The following is a 19,395-nucleotide window of genomic DNA, read 5'->3' as shown; positions in this document are numbered from 1 at the left end:
ATGTCAATCTAAGGAGACAGTGTTCAGATGACGTTTACTCGAGCATTGCCTCTGGCTGATATTTCGCCGGGCGCTCCCGCCGGCACCGATCAAGCGGATGCCGTCGCCTGCTCCTCCTCGATGGCCCGGGCGGCCATCGCCCCCGAACACGCCGATGCCTTGGCCCGCTCCATCAAGGCCCTCGCCGACCCGGCTCGGCTGCGTATCCTCTCCATCGTCTCCGCGCACGCCGATCAGGAAGCCTGCGTCTGCGATCTGACCGACCAGCTCACGCTCAGCCAGCCGACGATTTCGCACCACCTCAAGGTGCTCGTGGAGGCGGGTTTTCTGCTGCGCGCCAAACGCGGAACCTGGTCGTACTACAGCCTCGTTCCCGGCTCGCTGGATTCCGTCGCCGGAGTGCTCGTCGCTATCTAACCCGTCATGCGCAGAAAGGGAGCCAGCCGTGAGCACCGTCGTGATCGTCGGGGTGACGCCGGGGCAACCCGACGCTGTCGTGCTGGAAGCGGCTGTTGTGGCGGCTCAGTTTCATGCCGAACTGGTCTGTGCCACGGTGGACGCCGGCCGATACCTCGTTGATGAGTACGCGGATGGCAGCATCATGTCGCTGCCGGTCGATCCCGACCTGCTCGACCTCGACGAGGAGGGTTTTCCGATCGCGCTGAGAACCCACCTCGCGACCCTGCTCGATGGCCGCGATCTGGTGTGGTCGACCCGGGCTGTAGCCGGTGACCCGGCACGGGCTCTCGCGCACCTGGCCGACTCCCTCAATGCTGCTTTGATCGTGGTCGGCACCCGCGAGCGGGGGATGCGGGCCAGCCTGCAGGAGTTTTTCGGCGGCTCCGTCGCCGTGCACCTCGCGCACCGCCAGCACCGGCCGGTTTTGGTCATTCCGCTGGCACCGGTCGCCTTCCGTGATGAGTTGCCGTGGGAGTCGGGCGACTAGGGCGTGTATTCTGGCCACGGCGTCGGACCCCGCCGGAGCATCCGCTCACACTGCTCGCGCTGATGGCTCCCACGGATCGCGACGGAACCAGCGACCGACCAGGTAGGTGAACCATCGATACGATTACGCCGCGTGCCGTGCACCTGAGATGGCGCTACCTGGGCCTCGTCTTTGTCGGCGGAACCGTGGGCACGGCCCTGCGTGAAGCGCTCACCCTCGTGCTGCCGCCGGTGGATCTCGCCGCGGGCGCTCGCGTGCCGCTGACTACCCTCGGGATCAACCTGCTCGGAGCACTATTGCTGGGTCTGCTGCTCGAGGCCCTCGTACGCCGCGGGCTGGACGCCGGCGGTCGTCGCACGCTGCGCCTGCTGGTTGGCTCTGGCCTGCTCGGCGGGTTCACCACCTACAGTTCCCTAGCCACGGATAGCGCGCTGCTGCTCCGTGGCGGCGATATTGGCGTCGCCGTGAGCTATGCGCTCGGCACGGTAGTGCTCGGAGGCCTCGCCACCTGGCTCGGCATCGTGATTGGCGCGGCGCTGCACCGACGCACGCACGGTGGCCGGGCATCCGCCGCGGGGGAGAACGGATGACCCCGCTCCTGTTTATCGCCGTCGCCGCAGCCGGCGGGGTGGGCGCGGTGGCGCGCCTGTATCTCGACGGCCTCGTGGGCTCCCGCCTCGGCGGCGCCTTCCCGTTCGGAACCACGCTCATCAACGTGACCGGCTCGCTTCTGCTCGGCCTGGTCACTGGACTTGCCATGAACCATCTGCTCGCGTCGGAATGGAGCCTCGTGCTCGGCGTCGGGCTGCTCGGAGGTTATACGACCTTCAGTACGGCGAGCATCGAGACCGTGCGGCTAGCGCAGGCGCATCGCTACCTGGCTGCGCTGGCCAATTCAGTCGGCATGCTCGTGGCCGCCGTGGCCGCCGCCGCGCTGGGTCTGTGGGTCGGGCTCGCGCTCGGCTGAAGTCGCCGGGCCCATGTTATGCAAGCGGGCCCATGATCTATCCTGGGCCCGCTTTCCGGGCCCGGGCCCGGAAACTCGCTAGTTGCCGGCGGTAATCTGCGCGGTTACGAAGGCTTCGAAGGCGGCGGCGTCGGTGAAGGATCCGGTGTAGCTCACGCCGTTCACCAGCACGGTCGGGGTGCCCTTGACGAGGTCGATGTCAGAGTTGGGGATGGGCCCCGAGAGTGCGCGTTTCGTCGACGCATCGACCCAGCCCGAGTAGGTCTCGTCGGCGATGCAACTGGCGACATCGGAGGAGGTGACCCCGGCGCCGGCGACCAGGCTGGCCAGCTCGTCATTCGTGAGGCCGCTCGAGTTCTCGGCGGGCTGGTTGGCGAACATGGCCGTGTTGAAGTCGAGAAATTTATTGGGTTCGTAGGTGGCCACGCAGGCCGCCGCGTTCGCGGCGCGAGTGGCGTACTTGGTGCCCGAGGACAACTGGTCGAGAATCGAAATCGGGTGCATCTCGAGCGTGGCGTTCCCGGCGGTGACCCAGCTGGTGATCTGCTCGCCGTTGGTGGCTTCAAAGTTGCCACAGATCGGGCAGAGGTAGTCGAGGTACATCACGATGTTGGCCGTGTCGGTCAAGGTACTCTGGTCGGTCGCGATGGGATCGGCATCCGCTGCCTGGGCCGCCGCCGTGGCGGCAGAGACCGTGGTGCCGTCGCTGCCGAGCAGGATGCCGTCACTGGCCATATTGGCCGGACCCGGCGCCGCCGGAGCATTCACGTTGTTTACGATGATGAGGGCGACGATGGCGACGACGGCCAGCAGGGCGACACCGACACCGCCACGCAGAAAGAATCGGTTGCGTTTGTCCCGCTTGACCTGCTCGGCGCGCATCAGCCGGGCATGCTCGCGGGCCTCCTCACGGCGGTCTTTTTTGGGCGGACGGGCCTGACCGGAAGTGCTCATGCGGGAGTTCACCATTCATTCGTCGCTGTGCCGCGAAAGCAGCCGTTGCCTACGACGTTAGCGGTCGCGCCTAACCGTCTGGTTCATGCTGGCTGACAGGCGGCTGGGAAATCGCCCGGGCGGACGCATCCGCGGTGCCCCGCCGGTGGGGCAAACGGATGCTCGGCCAGCGCTGGATTCTCCGCCGGATCATCGGTTCGCGGCGCCCGGGGGCGCGCTGCCGAAGCGATGCGGATGGCCGCGGCGCAGCGGTTTAGGCGGTCGCGTGCGCCGCGTACTGGGTGCGAATGACCGGCTGAAAGTCCGGGTTCGGCTCGGCTGCAATGGCCGCGGCCCAGGTCGGGCGGGTTCCGGTGAGAGCCCAGGCCGCCTGCACTGCTCCGCCATCGGCGACATATTCCCCCGGCGTCGGCACCACGATCGGCGCCGCGAACACTTGGGCGGCGATCGCGCGCACGGCCGGGTTCTGCGCGGCTCCACCGATCAGCAGAATGCGGGTGACGCTCACGTGCAACGACTGCACCGCGTCGAGGCCGTCGGCCAGCCCGCACAGCATTCCCTCGATCGCGGCGCGCGCGAGGTTCGGTCGGGTCGTCGACGCGAGGGTCATCCCGAAAACGGATGCCGTCGCCTCCGGCAGGTTCGGCGTGCGCTCGCCGGCGAAGTACGGCTGCAGCACGAGGCCTTGTGCTCCGGGCTGGGCTTCGAGGGCGAGTCGGCCCAACTCGTCGTAGTCGACACCGAGTAGAGCCGCGATCGAGTCGAGCACCCGGGCGGCGTTGAGGGTCGCGACCAGGGGCAGAAAGTCTGCGGAAGCCGACGCGAAGCCGGCGACCGAGCCGGAGGTATCCGTTGTGGGTTGATTGGTGACGGCGAAAACGGTGCCGCTCGTGCCGATCGAGACGATGACGTCGCCGGCACTCGCGCCGAGGCCGAGGGCGGCGCCAGCGTTGTCGCCGGCACCGGCGGCGACCACGATCCCGGCCGGGAGCCAGACGGCGTCGGTGCCACCGCGTTGCGATGCGACGCCGGCCTGTTCGTCGGCGCCGAGCACGCGGGGGAGTATGGCGCCGTGGCCGAGGGCGAGTTCAAACAGGTCCAGGTCGTACTCTCCAGTGCTCGGCGACCAGTACGCTGTGCCGCTCGCGTCGGAAGGGTCGGTGGTGAGTGCGGTGAGCACGGGGCCGAGGGGATTGGTGTCGGCCGGGCCATCGGCGGAGGTGTCGGCTGGGCCGAAGCCGCGCAGGCGCCAGCTGAGCCAGTCGTGCGGCAGCGCGACGGCCGCGACCCGGGCCGCGTTGGCCGGCTCGGCGTCCCGCAGCCAACGGAGTTTGCTGGCGGTGAAGGACGCGACCGGAACGACACCGGTGCGGGCGGCGTAGTCCTCGGCGCCCACCTCGGCGAGCAGGTCGTGGGCGGCCGGGGCGCTTCGGGTGTCGTTCCAGAGCAGTGCCGGTCGAATGATCCCGCCGTCGAGATCAAGCACCACCATGCCGTGCTGCTGGGCCGCGATCGAGATGGCGGCGACGTCGTCGAGGCCGCCGGCATCAGCAACCGCCTGCTGCAGGGCGTCCCACCAGGCGGCGGGGTCGACCTCGGTGCCGTCGGGGTGGCTGGCCCGGCCCGAACGCACGAGCGCTCCGGTGTCGGCGTCACGAATGACGACCTTGCAACTCTGTGTCGACGAATCGACCCCGGCAACCAGCGTCATGACATGTCCGTTCGTAGTTTGGGTGGCATAACTCCTGCAATTTGCGGCGTTGCCGAGTCGCTTTGCCGCAATTACGCGGAAGTCGATGCGGCCAGCTGATGATTTGCAGGAGTTATGCGCGGTGGTGGCAGGGGCAGTGGCAGGGGCAGGGGCAGGGGCTAGCGGGCGCCGAGCAGGTGCTCCAGGGCGAGCTGCTGCAGGTGCACGAAGCCGAAGCCCTTGCCACCGAAGTACGCCTCGGTGTCGAAATCCTCGTAGGAACCCCGGTCGGCGAGCAGATCGTCGTAGCTTTCACCGGCGGCGAGGGTGTTGGTGGACAGTTCGGGTACCTTCGACGCGGCGAGGGCGGCCTGCACCTCGGGGTCGGCGCGGAACGCGGCGGCCCGCTGCTTGAGCAGGAGATAGGTGCGCATGTTGGCGGCGGCCGAGGTCCACACCCCGGCGACGTCTTCCGTGCGTGACGGCTTGTAGTCGAAGTGTCGCGGTCCGCTGTAGGTCTGCCCACCGTTCGGGCCGCCGTTTTCCAGCAGGTCGACCAGTGCGAACGCGTTCTGCAGGTCGCCATGGCCGAAGACCAGATCCTGGTCGTACTTGATGCCGCGCTGACCGTTGAGGTCGATGTGAAACAGTTTGCCCTGGTACAGCGCCTGCGCGATGCCGGCGGCGAAGTTGAGCCCAGCCATCTGCTCGTGCCCGACCTCGGGGTTCACGCCGACCAGTTCGGGCCGCTCGAGGGTTTCGATGAAGGCCATCGCGTGTCCGACGGTCGGCAGCAGAATATCACCGCGCGGTTCGTTGGGCTTGGGCTCGATGGCGAAGCGGATATCGTAACCCTTGTCGGTCACGTAGTCGCCGAGCAGGTTCACGGCCTCGCGGTAGCGTTCGAGCGCCGAACGGATGTCCTTGGCTGAGTCATACTCGGCGCCCTCGCGGCCGCCCCACATGACGAACGTCTGGGCGCCGAGCTCGGCGGCGAGGTCGATGTTGCGCAGCACCTTGCGCAGGGCGAACCGGCGCACGGCGCGGTCGTTCGAGGTGAAGCCGCCGTCTTTGAAGACGGGGGCGCTGAACAGGTTGGTGGTGACCATCGGCACGACGAGGCCGGTGTCGGTGAGCGCCTGCTTGAGGCGGTCGATCTGTGACTGGCGGACGGCATCCGTCGAACCGAAATCGAACAGGTCGTCATCGTGAAAGGTGAGGCCGTAGGCGCCGAGCTCGGCCAGGTTGGTGACGGCGTCGACGACGTCGAGCGGGGGCCTCGTCGGGCCGCCGAACGGGTCGCTGCCGTTGTAGCCGACGGTCCAGAGTCCGAAGGAGAATTTGTCGTCGCGGGTGGGGGTCAGGCTCTCGGTCATGTCACTTCTTCCAATTCAGCTGCATCGATGATTTGTTGATTCCTCAAACATATATCAAAGAGCGGCGATTGTCGCGTCAATTTGGTGCTGCAGTTCCCCGGAACGGATTCCCAAGGCCGCACCGCCCAGACAGCCGACGCGGGCGTCTGGGCGAAGTATTCACCGAGGTCAAGGACGCCGGCTTTGACAACGCTGACCTATTCGATTCCTGGATTCGCCCGGGAGACCTCTCCACCGCACGCCTGGACGAATTGAAGGCGACCGCGGCCGCTGTCGGAATCGGCGCCCCGTCAATCTCAGCGATTCGGCGCAGCGTTATCGACGAGGCCAACTGGGAAGACAGCCTCGCCTGCAGCCACCGCACGCTCGACGACGGAGTCGCCCCGACGGCGATTTTCGCGGCGAGCGACAGCATCGCTCTGGGGGTGCTCGCCGAGGCGCATCGTCGCGGGCTGCGGGTTCCCCAGGACCTCAGCGTCGTGGGATTCGACGGCACCAGCAACGGCGCGTTGGCGGTGCCGCGTCTCACATCGGTGGCCCAGCCTTTATTCGACATGGGAGCGTCGGCGCTGCGCTCCGTGCTGAGATTGTCCCGCGGCGAGCGAATCGACGCCAACCATATCGAGTTCGAGACGAAGCTGATCGTGCGGGAATCAACGGCTCCGCCCGCTGCGATGGACCGAGCGAAGCCCTGAGCGCGTCCCGACCGGGGCGCGCGATCGACCGGCTACACGTGGTCGCGCCAGCTGTGCTCGGGGGCGAAGCCGAGCATCCGCTTCGCCTTGTCGATTGACAGGAGCGTCTCGTGCTGTCCAACGTGCTTGGTGACCGAAACGTTCGGAAAGACCTCGGCGGCAAGGGTCGCCGAGGAGCGCGTCATCACGGTGTCGGCCGCCGCGATGATGAAGGCCTCGAAGCCCGGCTGGGCCTTCTCGAGCGCCCGCAGCACGGCCTGGGCGCCGTCGCGGCCGTCGATGTAGCCCCAGAGGTTCCACTTGCGCAGGGTGGCGTCGGCGTCGTAATCGGGGAAGGCCGCGTAGTCGTCGGGATCCATCACGTTGGAAAAGCGCAGTGCGGTGATGCTGAGCAGCGGATCCCAGCGCACGAGCTGGATGGCCATTTGCTCTTCGAGGTGCTTGACCAGCGAATACGTGCTCTCCGGGCGGGCCGGATACTCCTCGTCAACGGGAATGTACGGCGGGTCTATGTCGAACGGCAGGCCCAGGGTCGTCTCGCTCGAGGCATAGACAATCGTCTTGATGCCCGCTCGCCGGGCAGCCTGGAACACGTTGTAGGTCGCGAGCATATTGCTGTGAAAGGTAGTCACGTCCGGCGCGATTCCCGGGGCCGGAATGGCGCCGAGGTGCACGAGAGCGTCGAAGCCATCGGTACGGTCGTCGATGCCGAACATCACGTCAAGAACCTGGCCGTAGTCGGTCAGGTCGATCTTGGTGAATCCGGAACCGCGAGCTCCAGACCGGTCGAGGTTGGTGACTGTGTGGCCCTCGCGGGTCAGGCGCGCGACAACGCTGCGCCCGAGCTTGCCACTGCCACCGGTGACGGCGATTCTCATAAGTACTCCTTCGTCAATTTTCTAAGCGGATGCTGCCCGTCACGCCTCGCTGCTCCGGCCCGCGCCGTCCATGATTTGTTGACATTGGCAACGTATCACTCGCCGGAGCCCGTCCGGGCAGTAACCTGAAGTCTGATCGAAAAAACGAGTCGAGAGTCGAGAGCAGTGAACGCCATGCAGGGCAATAATCACGACGACGTGCGCCGGCACAACCTGTCGATCATTTTGCGCCTCGTACACCGCGGCGGCGCCACCTCGCGCGCCCAGCTCACCCGCCTGACCGGCCTGAACCGATCGACGATCGGTGCCCTGGTCGCCGAACTCGCCGAACACGGACTGGTCGAGGAGCGTACCCCCGACCCGACCAAGCTGGCCGGGCGACCCAGCCCGATCGTTGCGGCGAGCGGCCAAGTCGTTGCCATAGCGGTGAACCCCGAGATCGACGCGATTACCGTGGGAGTCGTCGCCCTCAGCGGCGAGGTGTACCGCACCATCCGTCGTGCGACGGCCACCTCGCCGACCGCGACCGAGGCGGTGCAGCTCACCGCGAGCATCGTTGCCGACCTGCGCCGGGAGATGAGCGAATATTCCATAGTCGGAATAGGTGTGGCCATGCCCGGATTGGTGCGGGCGTCCGACGGTCTCGTGCGCCACGCCCCGCACCTCGGCTGGGTGGATGAGCCGTTCTGCGACCTGCTGGCCGCCGCGACCGGGCTGCCCGTCGTCGTCGCCAACGACGCGAGCCTCGGCGCCAGCGCGGAACGCTACTTCGGCGCCGGGCAAGGCATGACCGACCTGATCTACCTCAACGGCGGGTCGAGCGGCATCGGCGGCGGACTGATCGTAGGGGGCGTCGTCGCCGGCGGCCGGGCCGGCTATGCGGGCGAATTCGGGCACACCCGGGTGAGTTCCAGCAGTCGCACCGACTCCGCCGGCATTGCCGGCACCCTCGAAGCCGAGGTGACCAGGGATGCGCTGCTCGAGGTGCTCGGCCTGCGCGGCAGCGAAACGGATGCCGATGCCCTCGAACGCGCGCTCCTCGCCTCCGATTCGCCCATCGTGCACGCCGAGGTCGCCCGTCAGCTCGACTTTCTTGCGGTCGCTTTGGCCAGTGCCGTGAACGTGCTCAACCCGCAACTGATCGTGCTCGGTGGCTTTCTCGCCGCCCTGCACGCTGCCGATCCCGACCGCCTCAGCCGCGCCGTGGCCGCGCGCACCCTCGGGGCCGCGTTCGACGAGGTGCAAATCGCCCCAGCGCTGCTGGGGTCGAATCTGCTCACCGTTGGCGCCGCCGAGCTGGCCTTTGAAGCCCTGTTACTCGATCCGCAGGAAATCGTGGGGAATATTGCCGCGCAGCCCGTGCTTGGGGTTAGAGCGGCCGAGTTGGTCGCCGCGACCAATTTGCACGACCCGCACCTGCCCGACTAGCCAACCAAGGACATCCGCTTTCGTGATTACTGCCAGCATTCCCGTGATTAGCGCCGCGCAACTCGCTTCGACCGCCGCGCACCCCGGGGACCAGCTGAGTCGTCGCCAGCGCATCGTCTACATTCTTATTCTCGGTGCGCTCACCGCCCTCGGGCCGTTCACCATTGACCTCTACCTCCCGGCCTTCCCCACGCTGGAGAGCGAGTTCGGTGTGTTGCCGTCGGTCATTCAGCTCACTCTCACCGGAACCATGATCGGGTTCGGATTCGGGCAACTGGTCGTGGGGCCCTGGAGTGACAAGGTGGGGCGCCGACTGCCTCTGATGCTCGCGACCGGTGTGCACATTCTGGCCTGCGTGGGCGCCGCCCTGTCGAACGACATCGTGATGCTCGCGGTGTTCCGCGTGCTGCAGGGCTTCGGGGCTGCGGCCGGCGCGGTCGTGGCCATGGCCATGGTGCGTGACCTGTTCGGCGGCAAGCCGCTCGTGCGGATGCTCTCCCGCCTCGCCCTGGTGAGCGGCCTGGCACCGGTGCTGGCGCCGGTGATCGGCTCGCAACTGTTGCTCGTCATGAACTGGCGCGGCATCTTCTGGGTGCTCGCCGCCTACGGCGTTGTCGTCATTCTGGCGGTCGCGTTCTGGATCGTGGAGACGCTGCCCGAGAGCGAACGCCACGCGAAGGGCCACAATACCCTGGCGCAGCGCTATAAGGCGGTACTGAGCGACCGCACGTTCGTGGGCGTCGCGATCATCGGGGCGATGACGTTCACCGGATTGTTCTCGTACCTGTCGGCGTCGCCGTTTTTGTTTCAGGACGTCTATAAGTTCAGTCCGCAGGAGTACGGCCTGCTGTTTGCCATCAACTCTCTCGGCGTGGTCACCGGTGTGCAGCTGAGCTCGCGCCTCATGCACCGATTCAACATTGGGCCGCAGTGGATACTGTCCGTTTCTACTGTTGTCCTCCTGCTGACCGCCGGCACGATCGTGGTGCTTGACGCTGCCGGTATGGGGCTGTGGGGCACGCTGATTCCGCTCTGGTTCTTTATCGCTGCCTGCGGCTTCAGCCTGCCCAGTGTGCAGGTCATCGCGCTCAACGCCCACGGTCACGAGGCGGGAACGGCGGCGTCGCTGCTCGGCGCGGCTAACTTCGGTGTGGCGGGTTTGATCTCGCCGATTGTGGGAGTGCTCGGCGTGGGAACGGCGATACCGATGGCATCCGTTATGGGTGTCACCGCGACGATCTCGATTCTTTCGCTCTGGCTGATCGTGCGCCCGCGCAGCGTGCCCGCCCTCGGCCGCTAACCAGCCCCCGGCGACCGGCCCCTCTCCGTGACCGGGCCCACTGCGTGACCGGGCCCACTGCGTGACCGGGCCCACTGCGTGACCGGGACTACCTTGTGACCGGGCCCACCTTGTGCAACTGGGCCCGCGATAGATCATGGGCCCAGTTTCCGGGCCCGGGCCCGGAACGCCTACGATGGCGGGATGACTAACCCGGAACGTGCCGCAGACCCCGCCGCTCGCCGTGTGTCGCGCCGCTGGCCGGTCATCAGCGGGCTCTCCGCCGTGGCGCTGGCCGCCCTGCTCGGCCTCGTCGTGGTGGTGCGGGCGAACGGCCTCGCGCTCGAGCTGGACACCGAGTGGATGGACGAGATCATCGAGCACCGGTCTCCGGTCTGGGAGATTCCGTCGCTGTTCATGAATTCCCTCGGCGGCGGTGTCTTCGGCGTGATCGTGGTGCCGCTGGTCATCGTGCTGGTCATCCTGCTGAGCAAACGACCGTGGGCCGCCGGGTACTACCTGGCGGCGACCGCTCTGAGCGCCGGCGGTGTGCAGGTCTTGAAACAGGTGTTCGGCCGAGCCCGGCCCGAAGACATGCTGGTCACCTCGGATTACGGGTCGTTCCCTTCTGGGCACGTCGCCAACGCGGCCACCATGGCTGTCTGTCTTGCCATCATCGTTCCGCGGCTGTGGGTGGCGCTCGCCGGCGCCGCGTACACCATCGTGATGCTGCTCAGTCGTACCTATCTGGGGGCCCACTGGCTGACCGACACGATCGGCGGGGTGCTGCTCGGCGCCGGTGTCGCCATCGTATTGTGGGCTCCGTTGGCCGCCAAACTCGACGGTGAACGAGAGCTCGCGGCCCGTCGGCGGCTGGAACATCGGCGACAGAAAGTAGTCGGGCGCTAACGACCCGGCTGGTCTAGATTCCCAGACGCGCGACACGTCGCGCGCATCGGGGCACCAGCAGCGGCCGGAGTCGTGCCAGCTCGCCCATGGTGAGCGGGTCGAGCGGACGCACGACGGAAACGTCGAGCGAGTCGATCAGATTCTCCAGGCCGGAGCGCGGCCAGATCTGGCCGCGCAGGCGCAGCAGCACCCCTCCGGCGGAATCGAGCAGGTACAGGTGGGGAAGGGTCTCGACGGTTCCGCTTTGATACAGCTCGACGAGCACGACGCTATTGATATCGGCCGCACTGATTCGCAGCACCCGCCCCAACAGCTTGCGGCATTCCAGCCCGTGCGGGGTGACGGTCACGCGCATCCGCTTGGCACCGAGTATGCCCACCACGGCCAGGATGGTCAGCCCGAGCTGAACGGCGGCAACATACGGCCAGGTGCCGCGGGGAATGGCGAGCCAGTACAGCACGATCAACACCGGGACAGTGAGGGAGAGGGTCGCCACAACAGAGCGTGCGACGAGCTGGCGGCGGGTTCGCAAAACCGGCAGTTCTCCCGGCTCGGTCCCCTCGTGCACCATCAGTAAAAATCCTTCCCCCGATTTGAGTATGGCGCATTTCGGGCATCATTTCTGCCCTAACTGTCGGGGTAGACGAATCGGTCTGATTCGAGTACGGCGGTCTGCCGGTGAATGACCGGACGCAGCCCTGCCGGTGCGCCCGGCGTAGAGTTGGCTCCGTGCACTCACGGGGCGTCCGCGATCGCGGCAACACAGCAAAGCGGCATCGACTGCACCCGGCGCAGGTGGTCGTGTTCGGCTTTGCCCTGACCATTCTGGGCGGCACGGCCCTGCTGATGCTGCCGAACGCTCGGGTCGGACCCGACGGGGCCTCCTTTGTGGAGGCGCTGTTCACCGCGACGAGTGCGGTGTGTGTGACCGGGCTGACCGTCGTTGACACGGCGAAGTATTGGACACCGTTCGGCCAGATCGTTATTTTGCTGCTCATCCAAATCGGCGGCTTCGGCATCATGTCGTTCGCTTCGGTCGTGGGCCTCGCGATTTCACGCAAGCTCTCGCTGCGTTCACGCATGACCGCGGCGGCCGAAACCAAGAGCGTCGGGCTGGAAGACGTGAAGGGGCTCGTGTTCGGTGTCGTGCGAATCTCCCTCGCCATTGAGGTGACGGTGGCGCTGTTGCTCGCGTTGCGCTTCATGATCGGCTACGGCGAGCCGGTGGGCCGGGCCGTCTGGCTCGGGGTGTTCCACTCGGTGTCGAGCTTCAACAACGCCGGCTTTGCCCTGTTCAGCGACAACCTCATGGGCTTCGCCACGGATGCCTGGATCTGCCTGCCGATCGCGGCCGCCATTATTCTCGGTGGCCTCGGCTTTCCCGTGATCGTGCAACTGCGCCGTCAGCTGCGCACGCAGGTGCGGCACCCGTTCAAATGGTCGATTCGCACCTGGACCATGAACAGCCGCATCGTAGTCTCGGGCACGATCGTCTTGCTTATTCTCGGAACGGTATATATCACCGCCGTTGAATGGTCGAATATGAATACGCTGGGTGCCCTGGACTGGCCGGGCAAACTGCTGGCCGGTTTTTTTCAATCGGTACAAACCCGCACCGCCGGTTTCAACAGTGTGGATATCGGACAGCTCGATTCCGCCACCCTGCTCGGTATGGATGTGCTCATGTTGATCGGTGGTGGTCCGGCCGGAACCGCCGGTGGCATCAAGATCACCACCTTCGCCGTATTGTTCTTCATTCTCTGGACCGAGGTGCGCGGCCAGGTTGCCGTGAACGTCTTCGGCAAGCGGCTATCCCGGGCGGTGCACCGGGAGGCCATTACCATCGTTCTGCTCGCTGTCGGCGTCATTATCTCGGCAACCGCCGCCCTCATGCTGCTGACCGACTTCTCCCTCGACGCCCTGCTGTTCGAGGCCATCTCCGCATTCGCCACCGTGGGGCTCTCGACCGGGATTACCGCGGGCCTGCCCTGGGAAGGTCAGATTATTTTGGTTCTACTCATGTTCGTCGGCCGGCTCGGCCCCATCACCGTCGGTTCGGCCATCGCCCTGCGGGAACGCCATACGACCTACGAACTCCCCAAAGAAAGGCCGATCATTGGCTAAATATTCGCTGTTCGGGCATCGCGACCCGGTGCGCCTCGCTGAAGCAGAGTCGGTCGTGGTGATCGGGCTCGGTCGGTTCGGCAGCGCGCTCGCCCTCGAACTCATGAAAAGCGGCACCGAGGTGCTCGGCATCGACGGTGACGAGGAGGTCGTGCAGTCGCATAATCGGCTGCTCACCCACGTGGTGCGCGCCGACTCCACCAAGGAGGCGACCCTGCGCGAGCTTTCCGTGCCGGACTTCTCCAGCGTGGTCGTGGCCATCGGCGGCGACATCCAGGCGAACATTCTCACCGCCTCGCTGCTGCTCAAGCTCGGCATTCCCAACATTTGGGCCAAGGCCGTCAGCGACCCGCACGGCGAAATTCTCACCCAGCTGGGTGTCAACCACGTCATCTACCCGGAGAAGGACATGGGGCAGCGCGTGGCCCACCTGGTGCGCGGCGCCATGCAGGACTACATCGAGATCGGCGAAAACTTTGCGTTGGTCAAGACGGCCCCGCCGCGTTCGCTGATCGGCGTACCGCTCGGCGAGGCCAAGGTTCGTGCTCGCTTCGGTATCACCGTCACGGCCTATCACCGCCCCGGTAAAGGCTGGAGCTACACCTCGCTGAACACGGTGATCGAAGACGGCGACATCATTCTCATCGCGGGGGAATCGGCGCGGGTTGAAGAGTACAGCCTGATGCGATGAGCGGTCCCTTCGCTTTTCTCGCGGATGCCCCGCTGGGCACCCGGGTTGTCGTGCGCACACGCAGTGCGGGCGGGTACACCGATGCGTTGGGGTTTCTGCGGGACCGCACCGCGGCATCCGTTTCGGTGGAAACCAAACGGGGACTGGTCACAATCGCCATGAAAGACGTGGTCGCAGCGAAAGAAGTTCCCCCGGCACCCGAGCCGCGGGCGCGCCGCAGTTAGCTCGGGTTCTGGTTCGGGGTTGACCAGTCGGTTCCGAGATCGACGACGCAGAGGTGCGGGCCCACGAACGGGCGCAGCTCGACCGCGCTGTCGTCGTGGCCCAGCGTGCGGGCGACCCGCTGAATGAGGCCGAGGTGCACGGCGCAGACCACGCCGGGGTTCGCGCGGGCCGCTTCGCGAAACGGGCAGGCACGCAGCGCAATGGACTGGCCGGCGTCGTCGAGTTCCGGAGCGAATTCGAGCTGGTCGAGCAGCTCGACCAGGGGCGTGGCGCCCTCGTCGGTGGATGCTTCGAGGTCGCCGGAGAAGGCCTCCGACCATTTTTCACCGGCCCGCAGAGCCCGGGCCCGACCGCCGTCGTCGTCCTCGGCGAGCACGCTGGCCAGCGCGTGGCTGAGCTGCTCGTGTGCGTCGCCGCCCGCTGCGGAGACGGCGGTGAAGCGGATGCGCGGCCGGCCACGCTGGCCGGACCGGTCGGGTGCGCGTTCAAGGAGCCCAGCGCCCAGCAGGTGGTCCAGATGAAACCGCGCGGTCGTGACGTGCAGGTCCATCTGGCGGGCGACGGCTGCCGCGTCCTGCGGCTCGCCGGATTCGACCAGAAAGGCCAGCACGTTGCGCCGGACCGGTGACGAAAGCGCGGCGTGCCAGGCGGGACTGCGTTGTTCGGATTCCACGATTTAACAGTAGTCCTGCTTTGGGAGTATGCGTGTGCTTTTTATTCAAAAAGGAATCTGGCCCGCCCGGCGGAGATCGCTGTGCGGGCCAGGTGCCCGGCGGATCCCGGCTAGTCCTGCGGTTAGAGAACGATGCGCAGCGGGTCCTCGAGCAGGATCGCGAGATCACGCAGGAACGCGGCCGCGACGGCACCGTCGAGCACCCGATGGTCGGCGGTCAGGGTCATGGTGACCATGGGTACGGTCACCAGAGCTCCCGCACGGACTGCCGGTACGTCTTTCGCTGCCCCGATCGCCAGAATGCCGGCTTCGGGTGGATTCAATACGGCGGTAAAGGAATCAATGTCGAACATGCCGAGGTTGCTGATGGAGAAGGTGCCCCCGGACATTTGGGCGAGCGACAAGTTGCCGCTGCGGGCCAGGCCGGCTAGGGCGCGGGTCTCGGTGGCGATGGCGCTGAGGGACTTTTGATCGGCGTCGACAACCACGGGGACGAGCAGCCCGTCGTCGGTCGCGACGGCCACGCCGACATTGACGTGCGGGTGGCGCAGAATGACGCCGGCGCCCCACGACGCGTTGACCGCGGGGTGCGCCCGTAGGGTCATGGCGCTGGCCCGCACGAAGAGGTCGTTCAGGCTCACTTTGGTGCCGAGCGCGGTGAGCGAGGCGTTCACCTCGGTACGGAACGCGACGAGGCGCTCGACGTCGACGATGCGGGTGAGGAAGAAGTGCGGCACGGCCTGGCTCTCGGTCAGCCGGCGAGCAGTAACGGCGCGGATGCGGCTGACCGGCACGGCAACGGAATCGGTGGCAGTGCGCGGCCCACCGGGCGTCGCACCGCTGGAAGGGGTGGCACTGGTCGCTGTAGCACCAGGCGCTGTGGCGCTTTGAGCTGCGGCGCCTGTCTCGGGCTGCGCTGCGGGAGCCGAGGTCGGCGTGGGCGTTGGGGTGCCCGTCTCCCGGTCGGCGATAGCTGCGTCCACATCGGTGCGAGTGATGCGCCCCTGCGGGCCGGTGCCCACGATGCTGTGCAGGTCGATGCCGTGCTCGCGGCCGATTTTCCGCGCCAGCGGAGAGGTGCGCAGCTCGCCGGTGGGCGTTGCTGAGGTTGCGGGATCGCTGGTGCCGGAGGGAGCCGGAGCAGAGGGAGCCGGCGCAGAGGCATCCGGTGTCGTCGCCGGTACTGCTGGCGCTGGTGTTGCTGCCGGCGCCGCGGGTTCCGCTCCGTCAGCGACGATGTTGCTGCCGTCGCCGATGCGGGCAACCGGGGCGCCGATCGGCACGAGGGCTCCGGTGACGACGAGCAACTGCTCGAGGATGCCATTGTCGAAGGCTTCGAGATCCATCGTGGCTTTGTCGGTCTCGATCTCGGCGAGCACGTCGCCCTTGTGTATCTCATCGCCGACCTGCTTGATCCAGCGACTGAGTTCGCCCTCCTCCATGGTGTCGGAGAGGCGGGGCATGATGACGTCGGGCATGGCCGGCTCCTAATTGTCGATCGAGGCGGAAGAAACGGGGGCGAGGTTGAGCACCTCGCGCACCACGCGGGCGAGGTCGGCGCTGCTGGGCAGCGCCGCTCGCTCGAGCGATTTGGCGTAGGGCAAAGGCACCTCGGCGGCGGCGACGCGGCGCACCGGGGCGTCCAGAAAATCAAACACGCCCTCGCCGATGGTCGCCGAAATTTCGGCGCCGATGCCGTAGCTGAGCCAGTCGTCTTCGAAGACGACGGCGTGCCCGGTCTTCTGCACCGAGGCGCAGATGGTGTCGCGGTCCAGTGGCCGCAGGCTGCGCAGATCGACGACCTCGATCGAGAGGCCTTCGGCCTCGAGTTGGCGAGCCACCTCGAGGGCGGTCGTGGTGCCGCGCGAGTAGCTCACAATGGTGAGGTCGGTGCCGGGTTTCACGACAGCGGCCTTGCCAATTTCGGCGATTTGTTCGCCGTCGGGCACCTCGCCCTTGGCGCTGTATAGCGAGAGGTTCTCGAGAAAGATCACCGGATCGTCATCGCGAATGGCCGCGGTCAGCAGCGCTTTAGCGTCGGCCGGGGTCGACGGAGCGACGACCTTGAGCCCGGGAATGTGGGCGTACCAGACCTCGAGGTTCTGCGAATGGGTCGCGGCGAGCTGCTGGCCGCCACCGCCGGGCATGCGAATGACCAGCGGAATAGACACCTGCCCGGCGAACATCGAACGCATCTTGGCCGCGTGGTTGACGATCTGGTCGATCGCAATGAGGCTGAAGTTGATGGTCATGATCTCCACCACCGGCCGCATGCCGAGCATTGCCGCACCGAGGGCGGCGCCGACGAAACCCTCCTCGGCGATCGGGGCATCAAGTACCCGATCCGGTCCGAAAGCTTCGAGCAGCCCGGCCGTGATCTTGTAGGAGCCCTCAAAGACACCGATCTCCTCGCCGATCAGAAAAACCTTCTCGTCGTGCTCGAGTTCGGCGCGCAGGGTCTCGTTGAGCGCCTGACGGTAGGTGATCGTGCGGGTTGTTGCTATGTCGGTAGTCATCACAGGGCATCCATAACGGGTTCTCCGGGCAAAGCGGATGGCGCATTCGCCACCGCGGTCGCGTACACGTACGCGAACAGGTCCGTGGGGTCGGGCTCCGGGCTCTCCTCGGCGAAGGTGACCGCCTCGGACACCCGCGCATCGGCGGACTCGTCGATGGCGGCGGCATCCGCTTCGCTGAGAACGCCAGAGGCGATCAACTCGGCGCGAAAGCTCGGAACCGGGTCGGACTGCTGGGCGATCGCCGTATCATCGGCTGAGCGATAGCGGGCCGGATCCACCACGGAATGGCCGCGCAATCGATAACACATGACCTCGAGCAGCACTGGCTGGCGCGACTCGCGCGCTTGTTTGAGGGCAGAGCGGGCAGCATCCCGAACGGCGAGCACATCATCGCCGTCGACCCGCAGACCGGGCATGCGGTACGACGCGGCACGCTTGTACAGCTCCGGTTCGGCGGATGCCTTTTCCACCGTCGTGCCCATACCGAGCCCATTGTTGACGATCACATAAACGATCGGCAGCTTCCACAGGCCGGCCAAGTTGAGCGATTCGTGGAACGCCCCGATGTTGGTGGTGCCGTCACCGAGCAGGCACAGCACGGCGGCAGCGTCGGGACCGGCCGCCTCGCGGTATTTCAGTGCGAGTGCGGCGCCGGTGGCCGGGGGGATCTGCCCGCCGACGATGCCGTAGCCGCCGAACAGGCGTGTTTCGGTGTCGAACAGGTGCATTGAGCCGCCGCGACCGCCGGAGACACCGGTGACCTTGCCGAACAATTCGGCCATCACCCGCTCGGGCGACAGGCCGCGCAGCAGCGCGTAGCCGTGATCGCGATACCCGGTGAACAGGTAATCGCGGGCCTCGACGGCCGCCATCAGACCCACCACGGTTGCCTCTTCGCCGAGGTTGAGGTGGCAGTAGCCGCCGATCCTGGCCCGGGCATACATCTCGCTGGCGCGCAGCTCGAAGGCGCGCACCAGCGACATTCGTTCGTAATAGCCTCGCAGGGGCGCGTTGGGTTCGCTACCCGGTTCATCACCGGGAGCCTCGACGGGGTTCGGTCGTATGCGGGCTTTGGCCGCCATGTGGTCCCACTTTCCTTCTGACTGCGTTCGTTAATCCTACGTCTTTGAGGGGAATATTTTCCTTTCAAATCGGGAGGTGGGTAAGGGGGTGCAAAATCGGCGCAAATGGGGGCCGCCGATCATGTGAAGACATAATGGAGCCATGGCCGCCCAACCCCCGAGTTACAAGACGCTCGCCAGCCTGAGCAGAATGAACCTGCTCTACCAGCTGCAGAGCCGCGGAACGATGACGGTGAACGACCTCGCCGAGGCCACGGGACTGCACCACAACACCGCCCGCGAACACCTCGACCGGCTGATTAACGATGGTTTCGTCACCTGTGCGCCCGAGGCGCGTGACAGCAAGGGCCGCCCCAAGATGCTCTACAGCGCCGCGGGCGGGGTAAATACCGAATTGGGTTCCATTCGCAGCCGCAAAATCGCGGCCGCGCAGGAACGTGCCGAGCAACTGCGCCGGATGCTGCCGCTACTGCCCGTCGGCCAACCCACGTTGGCCGGCTGCACCGGCCCGGCAGCCCAGCGACAGCTCGACGCCCTCGATGACCACCTGGACCAATCCGGTTTCGACGCCCGGATGGCCGCCGACGGCGACCAGCTCAACCTGCACGACTGCCCGTACTCGGAGATGATCAGGGAGCACCCGGAGGTGTGCGGCGTGCATTACCGCCTGATTCAGGGCGTACTGGAGCAGGCCGACGGCCCACTGCGCGCGGTCGGCCTCAACCTCAGCAATGCCCCGCATCACTGTGTGATCGACGTGGTGGCCGCGCCGGCGGCATCCGCTGATGAGCCCGCCGAGGAGCCGGCCGGGACGCACACCGATCCGTCCCGCGCAGCGCCGAGGACGTTCCGAGACCTTCGCCGCTAGAGTTCGGCACCCATGCCGGCAGAGGGCTCGTCCCCCCGTTACCTTGTTCGTAACCTCGGATGGTGTGATTATCTGAGGGAGTTGGCCTGTC

The 19,395-nt window shown here is 66.4% G+C and carries 21 protein-coding genes; 12 read left to right on the top strand and 9 right to left on the bottom strand.

The features are described from left to right. The first annotated feature begins 27 nt into the window (after positions 1-27). The 4 genes from QMK22_RS12320 (at position 28) to crcB (ending at position 1,913) form a co-directional block, all read left to right on the top strand. A complete protein-coding gene (locus QMK22_RS12320) occupies positions 28-417 on the top strand; it encodes an ArsR/SmtB family transcription factor (RefSeq protein ID WP_283497941.1) in 390 nt (129 codons plus the stop codon). Positions 418-445: 28 nt separating this feature from the next. Continuing rightward, positions 446-946, top strand: a complete 501-nt coding sequence (locus QMK22_RS12315) for a universal stress protein (protein WP_283497940.1) — start codon at positions 446-448, stop codon at positions 944-946. A 137-nt stretch (positions 947-1,083) separates the two neighbouring features. Next, a complete protein-coding gene (locus QMK22_RS12310; RefSeq protein WP_283497939.1) occupies positions 1,084-1,536 on the top strand; it encodes a fluoride efflux transporter FluC in 453 nt (150 codons plus the stop codon). Next, a complete protein-coding gene (gene crcB, locus QMK22_RS12305; RefSeq protein ID WP_283497938.1) occupies positions 1,533-1,913 on the top strand; it encodes a fluoride efflux transporter CrcB in 381 nt (126 codons plus the stop codon). The genes QMK22_RS12310 and crcB overlap by 4 nt, the downstream gene beginning before the upstream one ends. Before the next feature lie 78 nt (positions 1,914-1,991). Here the strand turns inward: crcB and QMK22_RS12300 are convergent, their stop codons facing one another. The 3 genes from QMK22_RS12300 to xylA all read right to left on the bottom strand — a co-directional run bounded on the left by QMK22_RS12300 (position 1,992) and on the right by xylA (position 5,933). Continuing rightward, positions 1,992-2,867: a DsbA family protein gene (locus QMK22_RS12300; protein WP_283497937.1), complete on the bottom strand. Its 876-nt coding sequence runs from the start codon at positions 2,865-2,867 to the stop codon at positions 1,992-1,994. Positions 2,868-3,120: 253 nt separating this feature from the next. Continuing rightward, positions 3,121-4,578, bottom strand: a complete 1,458-nt coding sequence (locus QMK22_RS12295) for a xylulokinase (RefSeq protein WP_283497936.1) — start codon at positions 4,576-4,578, stop codon at positions 3,121-3,123. A 158-nt stretch (positions 4,579-4,736) separates the two neighbouring features. Further along, on the bottom strand, positions 4,737-5,933 hold the full coding sequence (xylA, locus tag QMK22_RS12290; protein WP_283497935.1) for a xylose isomerase: 1,197 nt from the start codon (positions 5,931-5,933) through the stop codon (positions 4,737-4,739). A 68-nt stretch (positions 5,934-6,001) separates the two neighbouring features. Between xylA and QMK22_RS12285 the strand changes: the two genes are divergently transcribed. Beyond that, the gene (locus QMK22_RS12285; protein ID WP_349361036.1) at positions 6,002-6,628 is read left to right on the top strand and encodes a substrate-binding domain-containing protein; all 627 of its coding nucleotides are present in this window, start codon (positions 6,002-6,004) and stop codon (positions 6,626-6,628) included. A 32-nt stretch (positions 6,629-6,660) separates the two neighbouring features. On the opposite strand, the gene QMK22_RS12280 is transcribed toward QMK22_RS12285, so the two are convergent. Next, positions 6,661-7,506 (bottom strand): NAD-dependent epimerase/dehydratase family protein, encoded by an 846-nt coding sequence (locus tag QMK22_RS12280; RefSeq protein WP_283497934.1) that lies wholly within the window; start codon positions 7,504-7,506, stop codon positions 6,661-6,663. 174 nt (positions 7,507-7,680) lie between these two features. Between QMK22_RS12280 and QMK22_RS12275 the strand changes: the two genes are divergently transcribed. The 3 genes from QMK22_RS12275 to QMK22_RS12265 all read left to right on the top strand — a co-directional run bounded on the left by QMK22_RS12275 (position 7,681) and on the right by QMK22_RS12265 (position 11,122). Then, positions 7,681-8,934 (top strand): ROK family transcriptional regulator, encoded by a 1,254-nt coding sequence (locus QMK22_RS12275; RefSeq protein ID WP_283497995.1) that lies wholly within the window; start codon positions 7,681-7,683, stop codon positions 8,932-8,934. Positions 8,935-8,956: 22 nt separating this feature from the next. Then, positions 8,957-10,234, top strand: a complete 1,278-nt coding sequence (locus QMK22_RS12270) for a multidrug effflux MFS transporter (RefSeq protein WP_283497933.1) — start codon at positions 8,957-8,959, stop codon at positions 10,232-10,234. Between the two features lie 183 nt (positions 10,235-10,417). Further along, positions 10,418-11,122 (top strand): phosphatase PAP2 family protein, encoded by a 705-nt coding sequence (locus QMK22_RS12265; protein WP_283497932.1) that lies wholly within the window; start codon positions 10,418-10,420, stop codon positions 11,120-11,122. 13 nt (positions 11,123-11,135) lie between these two features. Here QMK22_RS12265 and QMK22_RS12260 read toward each other — a convergent pair whose 3' ends face one another. Continuing rightward, a complete protein-coding gene (locus QMK22_RS12260; RefSeq protein ID WP_283497931.1) occupies positions 11,136-11,693 on the bottom strand; it encodes a hypothetical protein in 558 nt (185 codons plus the stop codon). A 158-nt stretch (positions 11,694-11,851) separates the two neighbouring features. On the opposite strand from QMK22_RS12260, the gene QMK22_RS12255 reads away from it, so the two are divergent. From QMK22_RS12255 to QMK22_RS12245, 3 genes are read left to right on the top strand one after another with little or no spacing between them, the layout of a single operon-like run. After that, complete coding sequence (locus QMK22_RS12255; protein WP_283497930.1) at positions 11,852-13,246, top strand: TrkH family potassium uptake protein; 1,395 nt, start codon at positions 11,852-11,854, stop codon at positions 13,244-13,246. After that, positions 13,239-13,937: a potassium channel family protein gene (locus QMK22_RS12250; protein ID WP_283497929.1), complete on the top strand. Its 699-nt coding sequence runs from the start codon at positions 13,239-13,241 to the stop codon at positions 13,935-13,937. Before QMK22_RS12255 ends, QMK22_RS12250 begins: the two co-directional genes overlap by 8 nt. Then, on the top strand, positions 13,934-14,161 hold the full coding sequence (locus QMK22_RS12245) for a putative acetyltransferase (protein WP_283497928.1): 228 nt from the start codon (positions 13,934-13,936) through the stop codon (positions 14,159-14,161). The genes QMK22_RS12250 and QMK22_RS12245 overlap by 4 nt, the downstream gene beginning before the upstream one ends. On the opposite strand, the gene QMK22_RS12240 is transcribed toward QMK22_RS12245, so the two are convergent. The 4 genes from QMK22_RS12240 to pdhA form a co-directional block, all read right to left on the bottom strand. After that, complete coding sequence (locus tag QMK22_RS12240; RefSeq protein ID WP_283497927.1) at positions 14,158-14,835, bottom strand: helix-turn-helix transcriptional regulator; 678 nt, start codon at positions 14,833-14,835, stop codon at positions 14,158-14,160. The genes QMK22_RS12245 and QMK22_RS12240 overlap by 4 nt on opposite strands. A gap of 122 nt (positions 14,836-14,957) precedes the next feature. Then, positions 14,958-16,313 (bottom strand): dihydrolipoamide acetyltransferase family protein, encoded by a 1,356-nt coding sequence (locus tag QMK22_RS12235; RefSeq protein ID WP_283497926.1) that lies wholly within the window; start codon positions 16,311-16,313, stop codon positions 14,958-14,960. Between the two features lie 9 nt (positions 16,314-16,322). Beyond that, a complete protein-coding gene (locus QMK22_RS12230) occupies positions 16,323-17,351 on the bottom strand; it encodes an alpha-ketoacid dehydrogenase subunit beta (protein WP_283497925.1) in 1,029 nt (342 codons plus the stop codon). Further along, positions 17,351-18,436, bottom strand: a complete 1,086-nt coding sequence (pdhA, locus tag QMK22_RS12225) for a pyruvate dehydrogenase (acetyl-transferring) E1 component subunit alpha (RefSeq protein WP_283497924.1) — start codon at positions 18,434-18,436, stop codon at positions 17,351-17,353. Before pdhA ends, QMK22_RS12230 begins: the two co-directional genes overlap by 1 nt. Positions 18,437-18,578: 142 nt before the next feature. On the opposite strand from pdhA, the gene QMK22_RS12220 reads away from it, so the two are divergent. Continuing rightward, complete coding sequence (locus tag QMK22_RS12220; protein ID WP_283497923.1) at positions 18,579-19,304, top strand: helix-turn-helix transcriptional regulator; 726 nt, start codon at positions 18,579-18,581, stop codon at positions 19,302-19,304. Positions 19,305-19,395 lie beyond the last annotated feature (91 nt).

The sequence above is a fragment of the Cryobacterium sp. PH29-G1 genome (assembly GCF_030063365.1).
GTDB lineage: Bacteria > Actinomycetota > Actinomycetes > Actinomycetales > Microbacteriaceae > Cryobacterium.
The sequence above is the reverse complement of the archived record's forward strand: the minus strand, read 5'-3'. Positions and strand labels throughout refer to the sequence as shown.

Bases quoted from the DNA above. Each gene is read 5' to 3' on its own strand.
- QMK22_RS12320 (WP_283497941.1), top strand. From the start codon at position 28: ATGACGTTTACTCGAGCATTGCCTCTGGCTGATATTTCGCCGGGCGCT.
- crcB (WP_283497938.1), top strand. From the start codon at position 1,533: ATGACCCCGCTCCTGTTTATCGCCGTCGCCGCAGCCGGCGGGGTGGGC.
- QMK22_RS12300 (WP_283497937.1), bottom strand. From the start codon at position 2,867: ATGAGCACTTCCGGTCAGGCCCGTCCGCCCAAAAAAGACCGCCGTGAG.
- QMK22_RS12295 (WP_283497936.1), bottom strand. From the start codon at position 4,578: ATGACGCTGGTTGCCGGGGTCGATTCGTCGACACAGAGTTGCAAGGTC.
- xylA (WP_283497935.1), bottom strand. From the start codon at position 5,933: ATGACCGAGAGCCTGACCCCCACCCGCGACGACAAATTCTCCTTCGGA.
- QMK22_RS12280 (WP_283497934.1), bottom strand. From the start codon at position 7,506: ATGAGAATCGCCGTCACCGGTGGCAGTGGCAAGCTCGGGCGCAGCGTT.
- QMK22_RS12275 (WP_283497995.1), top strand. From the start codon at position 7,681: ATGCAGGGCAATAATCACGACGACGTGCGCCGGCACAACCTGTCGATC.
- QMK22_RS12265 (WP_283497932.1), top strand. From the start codon at position 10,418: ATGACTAACCCGGAACGTGCCGCAGACCCCGCCGCTCGCCGTGTGTCG.
- QMK22_RS12260 (WP_283497931.1), bottom strand. From the start codon at position 11,693: ATGGTGCACGAGGGGACCGAGCCGGGAGAACTGCCGGTTTTGCGAACC.
- QMK22_RS12245 (WP_283497928.1), top strand. From the start codon at position 13,934: ATGAGCGGTCCCTTCGCTTTTCTCGCGGATGCCCCGCTGGGCACCCGG.
- QMK22_RS12235 (WP_283497926.1), bottom strand. From the start codon at position 16,313: ATGCCCGACGTCATCATGCCCCGCCTCTCCGACACCATGGAGGAGGGC.
- QMK22_RS12230 (WP_283497925.1), bottom strand. From the start codon at position 17,351: ATGACTACCGACATAGCAACAACCCGCACGATCACCTACCGTCAGGCG.
- pdhA (WP_283497924.1), bottom strand. From the start codon at position 18,436: ATGGCGGCCAAAGCCCGCATACGACCGAACCCCGTCGAGGCTCCCGGT.
- QMK22_RS12220 (WP_283497923.1), top strand. From the start codon at position 18,579: ATGGCCGCCCAACCCCCGAGTTACAAGACGCTCGCCAGCCTGAGCAGA.